Below are 12,133 nucleotides of genomic sequence, written 5' to 3' on the forward strand. Positions count from 1 at the left end.
TGGAGCACACCGCCGACCAGCTGATCGTCATCGGCCGCGGCGAGCTGATCGCGGCGGAAAGCCTCACGGAGTTCTCCGCCCGTAGCACCCGGCAGTCGACGACGGCCGAGAGCACCAGCGGCTGCAGGTACGGCATGGCCCGGGCCCCGATCCGCCGGCGCCTGCGCAGTGCCCCGTACTCGGCGAGCGAGGTGTAGTCCGGCAGGCACTCGGCGGCGAACGCCTCCAGTTCGCCTACCGGGACCACGCCGGTGCGCCCGCGGTCGTAGGCGCGGTAGGCGCGCCGGAGCGCGTACCGGGCGAGCCGGGTCCGCGCCGCCAGCGACAGCCGGCCGGCCTCCGGGAGGAGACCGGAGCACTTCTCCAGGACCGAGTCGAAGGCGACGAGGCGCTGGCGCAGGTCGTCGAGCTGCCCGCCGAAGTCCGTGGTGGACATGTTGTTGCCGTGCACCCGGTAGAAGGCCTGGTCGGCCCCTCGGACGTAGCCCACGTCGGCATGGGCCGCGAGCCGCATCCACATCTCGATGTCCCCGGCGTGCGGGAGCTGCGGATCGTAGCCGCCGACCTTGCGCTGCAGGCTGGTACGGACGACCACCTCGGGTGAGGTGATGCACCCGGTGCCCTCCCGGAAGCGCCGCTCCAGCCACCACCGCCCGGGATAGACCACCGATCCCGTGCTCCGGGTACGGGCGGTGGGCAGCGGACCGCCGTGCTGGAACCGCAACGGCCTGCCGTAGGCGAAACCGGCCTCCGGGTGGGCGTCGAGCAGGGCCGCGGCGCGCACCAGGGCCCCCGGGACGAGCCGGTCGTCGGCGGACAGCAGGGCCACGTAGTCCCCGTCGGCCCATTCCAGCAGGCCTTCGTTGTAGGTGGCGATGTGTCCCCGGTTGCGTTCGTGGACCCGTACCTCGATGCGGGGATCCGCGGCAGCGAGGGCGCGCGCGACCTCCGCCGAGTCGTCGGGCGAGGCGTCGTCGATGATCAGTACGCGTACGTCGACGCCCTCCTGCTCGTCCAGCACGCTCTTGACGCAGTCGGCCAGGAAGTGGCCGTACTTGTAGCAGGGGATCACCACGCTGACGGTGCTCACTGTCCCGACACCTCCGTCGATCCCTCCGGGGCGAGGCCGGAGGGCACCGTGGCGGTGAACACCGGGCCGACCCAGTAGTTCACCGAGCCGAAGGTGTTGGTGGGGAAGACCGAGGCCGCCCCGTACGTGTAGAGGCCGTTGGCGCCGCCGCTGCCGTCGGCGGGGGCGACCAGGGGATAGGAGCGGTGGGCGGCCGTGAAGTAGCCGCCGTCCACCGCGTACTTGCCGTTGGGCGCGTGGTAGGAGACCACGTACTCGGTGTTCGCCGTGATGGCCACCGGGGTGGTGAAGTGCAGTTGCTGCCAGCCGGACAGGGTCTCGCTGCCGAAGGTGCCGGTGGCCAGGAGCGTGCCGCCGGCGGTCCACAGGCTTCCGGTGTGGGTGCCGGTGTTGGCGGGGCCCTTGTAGAACGTGACACCGGTGACGTAGCCGGCGACCGTGGACTGGAAGCGGGTGCCCAGCTCGACGGAGTTGGTGTCGTCCGCGACGTTGGCGGTGGTCGGCTCGGCGGTGGGGCCCCACAGGGTGCAGGGGCAGTTCACCGCGGGCGGGCTCGTACTGGTGGTGAAGGTCCAGGTGACGGGCGCCGCCATGGTGTTGCCCCACAGGTCGGCCGTCTGCACCGACGCCGTGTAGGTGGTGTTCAGGGCGAGTTCGGTGGACGGGGTGAAGGTGGCGCTGTTCGAGGAGTCGAGGACCTTGCTGCCCGGGACGGCGGCCCCGCCCGGGTCCTTCACGGTGAACACCAGGGTGTCCGCGTCCACGCCCTCGCTGAAGGTGGCCCTGACGGTCGCCGTGATGGCCGTGCCGGTCGCCGCGGACTGCGGCGTCGTCGAGGTGACGGTGGGGGGCACGGTGCTCGCGGTGGCGGTGTCCAGGACCGCGTCCACCCAGTAGTTGCTGCCCGAGGACGCGGTGGCCGGGAACCCGCCGGTGGCGCTGTAACGGTAGACGCCGTTGCCGCCGTCGGTGCCGCTGCGCAGCGCGGTCAGCGGGGCCAGTCCCGCGTCGGAGGCGGCGAAGGTGTTGTCGAAGGAGTACCCGCCGTTGGGCGCGAAGTAGGAGGCGACGTAGGTGGTGTTGGCCTTGACCGGGACCGGCGAGGGGAAGTTCAGCTGCTGCCAGCCGGACGCCGTCTCATGGGTGAAGGTACCGGTGGCCAGGCGCTGGCCCGTGCTGCTCCACAGGCTGCCCGTGTGGGTGCCGGTGTTGGCGGGGGACTTGTAGAAGCGGATCCCGGTGATCGAGCCGGGAGCCGAGGAGCGGATCTTGACTCCGAGCTCGACGGCGCTGCCGTCACCGGCGTTGACGGTGCCCGGCACGGCCGCGGCGGGCCAGACGGTGCAGGGGCACTGCTGCGGCCCCACGGTCAGCGGCACGGTGGTGGTCGAGCCGATGTTGACGCTGTCGTCGACCGCCCGGACCTTGATCTGTACGGCGCCGGGGGTGGTGGGGGTCCACTTGTAGCTCCAGGACCCGGTGCCCGTGGTGGCCTTCCAGGTGGTGCCGCCGTCGGTGGAGACCTCCACCCGGGCCACGACTCCGCCGCCGCTGTCGGCCGAGGTGCCGGTGATGGTCACCGGCCGCAGCGCGGGCACGGTGGCGTTGGCCGCGGGACTGGTCACGGTGATGGCCGGGCCCGTGGTGTCCGTGGACTTCGCCGCCGCGACCAGGTCGCTCTGCAGGGACTTGGGCTGGACGCCCATGTCGGCGAACACGTTGACCGTCGCCTGCTGCATCCGTTTGTCGGCGGTGACCACCGTGTCGTCGGGATCGCCCGTGGGCATGTTGGTAAGGCCCCAGGACCACTGCACGGTGCCCGCGCCGAAGACCAGGGCGTGGGAGGTCTGGTCGCGGAAGGCGACCAGGCTGTGGGTGGCCGTTCCGTTCCCGTAGGTGTTGCCGTAGTCGAGCCGGAGCTTGCCGTCGTTGATGTCCACCGTGGTGGACGACAGCTGGATCTGGCCCGCCGGGCGCGCCGCGTCCTCCACGTCGCTGTCCCACTCGTAGCCGAGGGTGCCGACGGGGAAGGTGGCGGTCTGGGAGGGGGTCAGGCCCGCGACGGTCGTGTTCCGCCACAGCCGCATCTTGGCGAACGCGCCGGGCACGGTGATCGCGTCGCTGCGGTAGCCGTTGACGCTGAACAGGGAGCCGGTCACCTGGTTCTGCGGCTGGAAGGCGCGCCCGTTCGTGGTGCTGGCCGGGTCCATGAAGGTACCGGTCCAGGTGCCGCTCGGGTCGGGGACGCCGTTGGGCTGGGGGAAGGAGAGCTTGGTCTCCTTGTAGCAGACCAGCGTACGGTTGGCCGTGTTGGCGCCGTCGATGCTGGGGGCGAGGCGGGTCTTCCAGAAGACCTCGTTGCCGCTGAAGTACGTCTGGTTGACGCCGGCGTGGCGTGCGTTCAGGGCATTGGTGAACTGGTCCTGGGTCCAGTACTCGTCGTGCCCGGAGGACATGAAGACCTTGTGGTTCTGCAGCTGGGCCGCGCCTCGGGTCGACATGTCGATTCCGGACATGTAGCTCACGTCGTACCCGTTGCGCTCCAGCCAGGAGATCATCTGGAACTCGGACCCGTAGATCCCGTTCTCGCCGCCGATGTCCATCGGGCGGTTGTAGCTGACCTCGTACGCCCGGCCGTCCGGCGCGGGCCCCGCGCCGTCGTACAGGTCCTGGCCGCCGTAGTTGTTGTACGCCTGCCAGGTCTGGTCGCTGGTCTGCACGACGATGTCGGAGTGGCTGGAGTCGTTGCGCACGACGAAGGGGTAGGGCATCACCCCGTTGCCGTCCGCCTGGTCGAAGTTGGCGATGTACAGGCCCGACACGGCGTCGAACGGGACCGTCCACGTGGCGGTCACGGGCCAGTTGCCGCAGTCGACGAGCCCGGTGGCGGGCTTGGTGGCGCAGCTCTGCGGGTTGCCGCCCGGCGCCACGTTCGCCGGGCGGATCTGGGCCGCCTGAGCCGCGGTCGACATCAGCCGGGCCCCGTCACCCCCGTAGTGACCGAGCCGGTAGACCGACACCTTGTACGGGGTCGGCGACTGGATCTTGAACTGTACGGTGTCGCCCGACTGGACGCTGGTCTGGGCGCTGAAGCCCTTGATGTCCCCGTAGGCGCTGGGCGCGAACCACTCGGACATCGGCGTGCCCGCCTTGGAGTTCTCGCACACGATCGCGTTCGTGCCGGAACCGCAGGGGTCCACCGCGACCGCCACCGCCGAAGGCGGTAAGACCGAGGCCATCAGAGCGGCGACGGCCGTGAAGAGTCCGTACCGGAGCAGCCTTGTCCGTCTGTTCATCCGTTCCTCCTTGTGCCGCTTCTGCGTCAGAGCAGGGCGTCGGTGAGCGCGTCCACGACCCGCTGCTGTTGGGCGGCGGTGATCTGTGGGAAGAGCGGGAGGGAGAGCATCCGGTCGGCGGCCTGTTCGGCGTGCGGGAACTCCCCTCGTCCGTGGCCGAGATGGCCGAATGCAGGGGTGAGGTGTACCGGGGCGGGGTAGTGGACGCCGGCGCCGATGCCCTCCGCGTTGAGCTTGCCCACGAGCGCGTCGCGGTCGGCGTCGCGGACCCGGACGACGTACAGGTGCCAGACGTGGACGTTGCCCTCGGCCGTGGCGGGCGGGGTCAGGCGGCCGGCGGCCACGGGAGCGGCGAGCAGCTCGTCGTAGCGGGCGGCGGCGGCGCGGCGGGCCGCGTTCCCCTCCGCCAGCCGGGCCAGCTTCGCCCGCAGCACCACGGCCTGCAGTCCGTCCAGGCGGCTGTTGAACCCGGCGACGTCGTGCCGGTACTTGGCGACGCCCCCGTGGTTGGCCAGTGCCCGCACCAGGTCGGCGGTCTCCTCGTCATCGGTGACCACCGCGCCCGCGTCACCGTACGCGCCTAGGTTCTTGCCCGGGTAGAAGCTGGTCGCGGCGATCCCGCCGCTGCCGGGGCTGCGCCCGCTGCGGCTGGCGCCCTGGCTCTGCGCGGCGTCCTCGACGACCCTGACGTGCGACGGCAGCCGCGCGGCCAGTTCTGCGGCGTCGGCGCACTGCCCGTACAGGTGCACGGGGACGACCGCGCGCGTGGCCGTGCCGACGGCCTTCAGCGCGGCCTCGGGGTCCATCAGGAGGGTGTCCGGGAGGCAGTCCACCAGCACCGGCCGGGCGCCGATCCGGGCGACGGCCCCCGCGGTGGCGATGAAGGTGTTGGCGGGCAGTACCACCTCGTCGCCGACGCCCACCCCGCTCGCCCGCAGGGCCAGTTCCAGGGCGTCGGTGCCGTTGGCCACGCCCACGCAGTGCGCGGTGCCCGCGAAGGCGGCGTACTCGCGCTCGAAGGCGCGGACCTCCTCGCCGCCGATGAAGGCGGTGTCCGCCAGCACGCGGTCGAATCCCGCGCGTATCTCCTCGGCGACCTCGGCGTGGGCCGCCTTCAGGTCGACCAGCGGTATCTGGTTCATCGGGTTGTGCTCCCCATCCGTGTCTCCGGCCTCCGGCCGGTCTCCAGGACCTCGGCCCGCAGCTCCTCGAGCGCCGGGCCCCCCGCCTCGCGCAGCCGGCGGGCCGGGCTTCCGGCCCAGACCTCTCCGGGCGGCACATCGGCCAGGACCGTGCTTCCCATGCCGGTCAGCGACCAGGCGCCGACCGTGGTGTACTCCCGGACCAGGGCTCCCGCGCCCACGTAGGCCCCCCGGCCCAGCCGCACCCCGCCGCCGAGGCGGACGCCCGAGGCGAGGGTCGCGAAGTCCCCGACCCGGTCGTCGTGGGTGAGGACCGCGTGCGGCATGACCGCCACGTGGGACCCCAGCCGTACGGCCGCCGTCAGCACGCAGTGCGCGAGGAGCACCGAGCCCGAGCCGAGCACCGAGGAGCGGGAGACCACGGCCGTCGGGTGGACCACCGTGGCGTACCGGTTCTCGGGCAGGCCCAGGCGCCGCACCAGGCGGGCCCGTACCGCGTAGTCGCGTGGGCTGCCGACGCAGACCACCACCCGGGTACCGGGGCGGCTGTGCACCAGATCGCAGCCGCCCAGCACCTCCACCCCGTCCAGGTCCCGGCCCTGCAGGGCCGGATCGTCGTCCAGGTGCCCGGCGAGCCGCCACCGCGGGGTGCGGCCGCCCGCCAGGTCGGCGGCGACCGTGTCCCGTACGGCCTGGGCCGCCTCCCGGGCGAATCCGCCGGCCCCCACGATCAGCAGGTCCTCGGTGGCCGGCCCGCTCGTGCGCGTCATCCGCCGGCCCGCCCGTCCGTCCGTCTGCCGTCCTGTCCGGCGTCCTGTCCGGCGCCGGAGCCGCCGCCGTGTCCGCCGCCGTGTCCGTCCGGCCCGGCCGCGGCCCGATCCCGCAGGACGGCCACGACCCGGTCCTGCTGCTCGTGCGTCATCGCGTGGAAGAGCGGCAGGATCAGCGAGTCGCGGGTGATCCGCTCGGTCGCGGGCAGCGCCGCTGCCCCGTGCCCGGCGTAGGCCGGCTCCAGGTGCGAGGCCATGATCCCGCGCCGGGCCGAGATTCCGGCCTCGGACAGCGCGGCGAGCAGTTCGTCCCGGCCGACCGGGAACTCCTCGGTCAGCAGCACCCAGTACGACTGGAAGTTGCCCTCGCCGTAGGCGGGATCGGCGACCGGCCGCAGGCCCGGTATCCCTTCGAGTCGCCGCGCGTACCGGGCCGCCAGCTCCCGGCGGCGGCTCACGATCTCGTCCAGCTTGCCGAGTTGCACCAGGCCGATCGCGGCCTGGATGTCGGTCATCCGGTAGTTGTAGCCCACTTCGAGGTAGCTCTCGGCGATCGGTTTGCTGCTCGCGTGACGCTGCGCGGCGGACACGTTCATGCCGTGCTCGCGCAACCGGCGCAGCCGCTCGGCCCACTGGGCGTCGTCCGTGGTCACCATGCCGCCCTCGCCGGTGGTGATCACCTTGCGGGGGTGGAAGGACCACGCCGCCAGCAGCGCGCCCTGGCCGACGGACTTGCCTCCCACGGTGGCGCCGATGCCGCAGGCGGCGTCCTCCACCAGCGGGACGTCCCAGTCGGCGCATGCCGCGCGCAGGGCGTGCACGTCGGCCGGCACTCCCCCCTGGTGGACGGCGAGCACCGCCCGCGTGCGCGGCGTGCGCACCGCGTCCACCGTGGCCGGCGTCAGGTTCCCGGTGGCTTCCTCCACGTCCGCGAACACGGGGTGCGCCCCGACGTGGCGGACGGCGTTGGCCGTGGCGATGAACGACAGCGAGGGGACGATCACCTCGTCGCCGGGACCGAGCTCCAGGGCGATCAGCGCCAGGTGCAGGGCGGTGGTGCACGAGCTCACGGCGATGCCGTGCCCGGCGCCGACCCGTGCGGCGAAGGCGCGCTCGAACTCCGTGACGCGGGGGCCCTGGGCGACCCAGCCGGAGAGGACGGCGTCGGCGGCGGCCCGCGCCTCCTCCTCGCCGAGCCACGGGACCATGACCGGGATACGGGCCGGTGCGGCCTGGGCGGGCGCCGCCGGGGTGCTCATCGGCCCGCCCCGGCGCTCTCGCCGCTCCCGGCGACGGCGGGGGCGGGGGCGGCGGTCCCGTCCGCCGCACGCTCGGCCCGCCACCAGTCCACCAGGTCCCGCAGCCCCGTACGCAGGTCGATCTCGGCCGTGAAGCCGAGCCGCCCCGTGGCAGCGGAGGTGTCCGCGAGACGCCGGGTCACCCCGTTCACGGCGCGGGCCGGCCCGTGCTCGGGCACCATCCCCTGCGCGTCCATGGCCTCCAGCAGGCCGTTCGCGAGGTCGAGCAGGCTGGTCTCGGAGCCGCTGGCGACGTTGAACACCTCGTCCGTCAGGTCCGATTCGGCGGCCAGCAGGTTGGCCCGTGCGATGTCCCTGACGTGGACGAAGTCCATCGTCTGGGTGCCGTCGCCGAGGATCAGCGGCGGCTCGCCCGCGGCGATCCGCTCCATCCAGCGGATCAGTACCTCGGTGTACAGCCCGTGGATGTCCATCCGGGGGCCGTACACGTTGAAGTAGCGCAGCGCGACGTAGTCCAGCCCGTACATGGAGTGGAAGCTGCGCAGGACGCCCTCGTTGAAGGCCTTCGCGGCCCCGTAGAAGGTGTCGTTGTGGTATGGGTGGTGGCGCTCGGTGGTCGGGAAGGACTCCGCCATTCCGTAGACGGAGGCCGAGGAAGAGGCGATGACCTTGCCCACCCCGGCCGCGGCGGCGGCCTCCAGCACGTTGAAGGTGCCGTCGACCATCACCTCGTTCGCGAGCCTCGGCTCCTCGGCGCACTGGGTGATGCGGATCGCCGCCAGGTGGAAGACCAGGTCGGCGCCCTCGGTCGCCTTGCGCACCGCGGTGACGTCCCGGATGTCGCCCTCGACCAGGTCCACGACGCCGCTCGGCAGCGCGCGGGCCAGATTGGCCGTCCGTCCCCGGACGAAGTTGTCGAGCACCACGATCTCGCGCGCCCCGTTGTCCACCAGCAGGTCCACCAGGTGCGAGCCGATCGTGCCCGCTCCGCCGGTGACCAGAATCCTCTTGTCTCGTACGCTGCTCAACGCCCTGCCCCTACTGAGTCGGTCATGGTGTTCCCTGCTGCGCCCGTCGCGGTGTGCGCGGCATGGGGCGCGAGAGCCGGGTGAACGGTCAACGCCCGGTGCGCAGTCCGACGACCGCGCCCTTGAACTCCAGGCTCCGGGAGGCCGCTTCGAGGATGTCGAGCACCTGGAGGCCGGCCCGGCCGTCGGTGAGCGCCGGACGCCGCGTCCGGATCGCGGCGGCGAACTCCTCGACCATGCTGCGCAGGGCCTCCTTCTCACCGAGCGCGGGTGCGACCATGTCGCCCGTCCGGTAGGAGACGAGCATGTCGCGGCGCTCGTCCGCGCCGATCTCCTGCGGTGCCGTCAGGTCCACGCCCCGGTCGAAGACCGCGACGCGCTGGGTGGGGTTGAGGTCGTCCCACACCAGGGTCCGCTTGGAACCGCCGACCATGGTGGTGCGGACCTTCACCGGGGACAGCCAGTTGACGTGCACGTGGGCGATGGCGCCGGTGTTGAGCTGGAGCGTCAGATAGGCCACGCAGGACTGGCCGGCGCCGATCGGGTCGGCCCCGTGCGCGGCGACGGCGACCGGCCGGACGTTCTCGGGGAGGATGAAGTCGAGGACGGACAGGTCGTGGGGGGCCAGGTCCCACAGGACGTCGATGTCCTTCTGGACCAGCCCGAGGTTGATCCTGACCGAGTCGACGAACTGGATCTCGCCGAGTTCGCCGGAGCGGACCATGTCCCGGATGCGGGCCACCGCCGGGGTGTAGCAGTAGGTGTGGTCGCACATCAGGGTGAGGCCGCGTTCCTCGGCCTCGTCGACCAGCCGCAGGCCGTCCTCGTACGTCGCGGCGAGGGGCTTCTCCACGAGGACGTGCTTGCCGGCGCGCAGGGCGGCCAGGGCCACGTCGAGGTGGGTGCCGGCCGGTGTGGCCACGGCGACCGCTTCGACGGCAGGGTCGGCGAGGACCGCCGCGTAGTCCGAGGTCGCCTGGACGGTGGAGTAGCCGCCGAGTACCTGGCGGGCCCGGTCGACGTTCAGGTCGCAGAGCCAGCGGAGCCGGAACTCCGGGCTGGACTGGAAATTGCGGACGAGATTGGGGCCCCAGTAGCCGGCTCCGACGACGGCGACGCCTAATGGCCCCCCCGGGCCCGCACTTGCGGCTCCGGCGTCCCGGCCGGCGTCCTTCGCGGTGTCCTTCACAGCGTTTCCTTCCTTACCGCGCACGCCCGTGGGCGTGTCGCGACCCAGGGCCGGGGCGCGTGCGAAGGAAGGGGGTGCCGTCGGAGGCGGGCCGGGCGCCTGCGCGACCCGTGCGTGACCCGCCCGACGGTGATGGCCCCCACGACCGATGCCGTACGTGTTCCACGTACTTTCCGCCCCCCGGCCGTCCGGCACCCCTCGCGCCGGTCCAGCCCATGGGCGGGCGGCCCGTTCCCCCAGGCCACCCCACCCGTACCTGCCGCAACTTCCTTACTCCGGACGGAATATGGCGTCGCCGAAGCGCGCCGAATCCGGTCGGCGGGGTTCAATCTAGACCACCGCGCCTACGCCCGGGGAGAGTTGGAGGAAACGGTCGGTACGGGCGTTCGGGCATGCATACTTCCGGGGTGACCAGCATCGTGATCCCGGCCCACAACGAGGGCCGGGTCATCGGCCGGCTCCTCGACGCGCTCCTCGCCGGCCCCCCGGATTCCGGACAGCCCGACATCGTCGTGGTCTGCAACGGGTGTACGGACGACACCGCCGCGGTGGCGGGCGCGCGCGGCCCCCGCGTGCGCGTCGTGGAGATCGCCACTCCCTCCAAGCACACGGCCCTGCGGGTCGGCGACGAGCACGCGCGGGGCTTCCCCCGGCTGTACGTGGACGCCGACGTGGTGGTCGGAGCGGCCGACGTACGGGCCCTGGCGGGCGCCCTCGCGGACAGTCCGGGGCTCCTCGCGGCGGCCCCCGGCCGTGACATCCCGCTGGCCGGCTGCGCCTGGCCGGTCCGGGCGTACTACCGGGTCTGGCAGTTGCTGCCGGCCGTCCGCGAAGGACTGTTCGGGCGGGGGGTCATCGCGGTGACCGAACCGGGGCACGCCCGGATCGCCGCGCTGCCCCCGCTGATGGCCGACGACCTGGCCGCGTCCCTGGCCTTCGCCCCCGGGGAACGGCGCGTGGTCGAGACGGCCCGGGTGGTGGTGCATCCGCCGCGCACCTGGGGCGACTTGATCAGGCGGCGCGTACGCGCGGCGACCTCCTCCGCCGAACTGGAGCGCTTCCAGGCGCAGCAGGCACCCGCACCCGCGCAGGCCCCGCCCGGCCGGCCGGTGACCGCCGCACCGCCCACGCCCGCCGCCCCGTCGGCGCGCACCGGCACGGGCGATCTGCGCGCGCTGCTCCGCGCCCGACCGCGCCTGCTCCCCGGGGTCGTGGTCTTCGTCGTGGCGGCCCTCGCCGCCCGCCGCGGATCCCGCAAGGCCATCCGGGCCGGTGACTTCTCCACGTGGCTGCGCGACGAGAGCAGCCGGCGGGGCTGAAGCCGGGCCCGCCGCCGGCCGGGCTGTCCCGCGTGCCGGCCTGCCTGCCCGCGTACCGGACGCCGAATCGGGCCGTACGCCGTCCAGTTGGCCCGTACAAGCACTAGGGTTTCGCTCGTGCGTGCGCGGAAGCCTCGCGCACGCACGACTCGGACGACCAGACCGTCGCCATCCAACGGGAGCTCGAGAGCATGTACCTCGCGGACCGCTCCGCACCCGTCGGCGGGAAGACCGCAGCGGACGGGAGACCCGTCCGGGCCCCGGCCGTCGCCTCGGCGGTCCTCGCGCTGGGCGCGGTCAGTCTGATCACCGACGTCTCCTCCGAGATGGTCACCGCCGTCCTTCCGCTGTACCTGGTCGCCGGGCTGGGCCTGAGCCCGCTCGGCTTCGGCGCACTCGACGGCGTCTACAACGGAGTCAGCGCGCTGGTACAGCTGACCGGCGGCCACCTCGCCGACCGGATCCGCAACCACAAGCTGATCGCCGGCATCGGTTACGGCCTGTCGGCGCTCTGCAAGCCGCTGCTGCTCCTCGCGCACAGCCTCGGCCCGGTCGGCGTCGTCCTCGCGCTGGAGCGCACCGGCAAGGGTCTGCGCACCGCCCCGCGCGACGCCCTCATCTCCCTGTCCACCCCTGACGCGTTACAAGGCCGCGCCTTCGGCGTGCACCGTGCCATGGACACCACCGGGGCCCTGCTCGGCCCGCTGGCCGCCTTCTTCATCCTGAGTCTGACGGTGGACGGGTACGACGCGGTCTTCGGCGTCAGCGCCTGCGTCGCCGTCCTGGGTGTCGTGGTGCTCGTGCTCTTCGTCCCGTCCGGAGCCGACCTCGGCCCGGCGGGGGTCCCGTCCGCGCGACGCCCCTCCTCCCGCGGTCCGTCCGCGCACGACGCCGCCCTGCCGGAAGCCGGGTCCCAGGACCCGGCCGCCCGGGACCGCGCCGCGCGAGACCTCCCCGCGCAGGGTCTCCCCGCCCGAGCGGTGGACGTGGAACAGCGGACGGCGAGCGATGACCCACAAGCGGAGTTGGCGGCCCGGCTC

General features: G+C 72.8%; 8 protein-coding genes and 2 pseudogenes. 3 read left to right on the forward strand and 7 right to left on the reverse strand.

What is annotated here, in order from left to right:
• Positions 1–98 (forward strand): annotated as a pseudogene (locus ABZY44_RS35580) (ABC transporter ATP-binding protein); the annotation flags it as partial.
• Positions 99–556: 458 nt separating this feature from the next.
• On the opposite strand, the pseudogene ABZY44_RS35585 reads toward ABZY44_RS35580, so the two are convergent.
• The 7 genes and pseudogenes from ABZY44_RS35585 to ABZY44_RS35615 all read right to left on the reverse strand — a co-directional run.
• A pseudogene (locus ABZY44_RS35585) lies at positions 557–1,090 on the reverse strand (glycosyltransferase family 2 protein); the annotation flags it as partial.
• Positions 1,087–4,386 carry a DUF4082 domain-containing protein gene (locus ABZY44_RS35590; RefSeq protein WP_356661307.1) on the reverse strand — a complete coding sequence of 1,100 codons (3,300 nt, stop codon included), beginning with the start codon at positions 4,384–4,386 and terminating at the stop codon, positions 1,087–1,089. The pseudogene ABZY44_RS35585 and the gene ABZY44_RS35590, both read right to left, overlap by 4 nt.
• A gap of 26 nt (positions 4,387–4,412) precedes the next feature.
• The gene (locus ABZY44_RS35595; RefSeq protein WP_356661309.1) at positions 4,413–5,528 is read right to left on the reverse strand and encodes a DegT/DnrJ/EryC1/StrS family aminotransferase; all 1,116 of its coding nucleotides are present in this window, start codon (positions 5,526–5,528) and stop codon (positions 4,413–4,415) included.
• Positions 5,525–6,298, reverse strand: coding sequence for an acetyltransferase (locus ABZY44_RS35600; RefSeq protein WP_356661311.1), 774 nt, complete (start codon positions 6,296–6,298; stop codon positions 5,525–5,527). Before ABZY44_RS35600 ends, ABZY44_RS35595 begins: the two co-directional genes overlap by 4 nt.
• Entirely contained in the window at positions 6,295–7,557 is a 1,263-nt protein-coding gene (locus tag ABZY44_RS35605) for a DegT/DnrJ/EryC1/StrS family aminotransferase (RefSeq protein ID WP_356661313.1), read from the reverse strand. The genes ABZY44_RS35600 and ABZY44_RS35605 overlap by 4 nt, the downstream gene beginning before the upstream one ends.
• Positions 7,554–8,585, reverse strand: a complete 1,032-nt coding sequence (locus ABZY44_RS35610; protein ID WP_356661315.1) for an NAD-dependent epimerase/dehydratase family protein — start codon at positions 8,583–8,585, stop codon at positions 7,554–7,556. The genes ABZY44_RS35605 and ABZY44_RS35610 overlap by 4 nt, the downstream gene beginning before the upstream one ends.
• Before the next feature lie 88 nt (positions 8,586–8,673).
• Positions 8,674–9,774, reverse strand: coding sequence for a Gfo/Idh/MocA family oxidoreductase (locus tag ABZY44_RS35615; protein ID WP_356661317.1), 1,101 nt, complete (start codon positions 9,772–9,774; stop codon positions 8,674–8,676).
• Positions 9,775–10,181: 407 nt separating this feature from the next.
• On the opposite strand from ABZY44_RS35615, the gene ABZY44_RS35620 reads away from it, so the two are divergent.
• Both ABZY44_RS35620 and ABZY44_RS35625 read left to right on the forward strand, forming a co-directional pair.
• Positions 10,182–11,093, forward strand: coding sequence for a glycosyltransferase family 2 protein (locus ABZY44_RS35620; protein ID WP_356661319.1), 912 nt, complete (start codon positions 10,182–10,184; stop codon positions 11,091–11,093).
• Between the two features lie 191 nt (positions 11,094–11,284).
• A partial coding sequence (locus ABZY44_RS35625; RefSeq protein WP_356661321.1) for an MFS transporter occupies positions 11,285–12,133 on the forward strand: 849 nt, incomplete at its 3' end.

Source organism: Streptomyces sp. NPDC006544, from assembly GCF_040611715.1.
Lineage (GTDB): Bacteria > Actinomycetota > Actinomycetes > Streptomycetales > Streptomycetaceae > Streptomyces.

What these genes read in the sequence shown, in the direction of transcription:
- ABZY44_RS35600 (WP_356661311.1), bottom strand. Translation starts at nt 6,298, where the DNA reads ATGACGCGCACGAGCGGGCCGGCCACCGAGGACCTGCTGATCGTGGGG.
- ABZY44_RS35590 (WP_356661307.1), bottom strand. Translation starts at nt 4,386, where the DNA reads ATGAACAGACGGACAAGGCTGCTCCGGTACGGACTCTTCACGGCCGTC.
- ABZY44_RS35605 (WP_356661313.1), bottom strand. Translation starts at nt 7,557, where the DNA reads ATGAGCACCCCGGCGGCGCCCGCCCAGGCCGCACCGGCCCGTATCCCG.
- ABZY44_RS35595 (WP_356661309.1), bottom strand. Translation starts at nt 5,528, where the DNA reads ATGAACCAGATACCGCTGGTCGACCTGAAGGCGGCCCACGCCGAGGTC.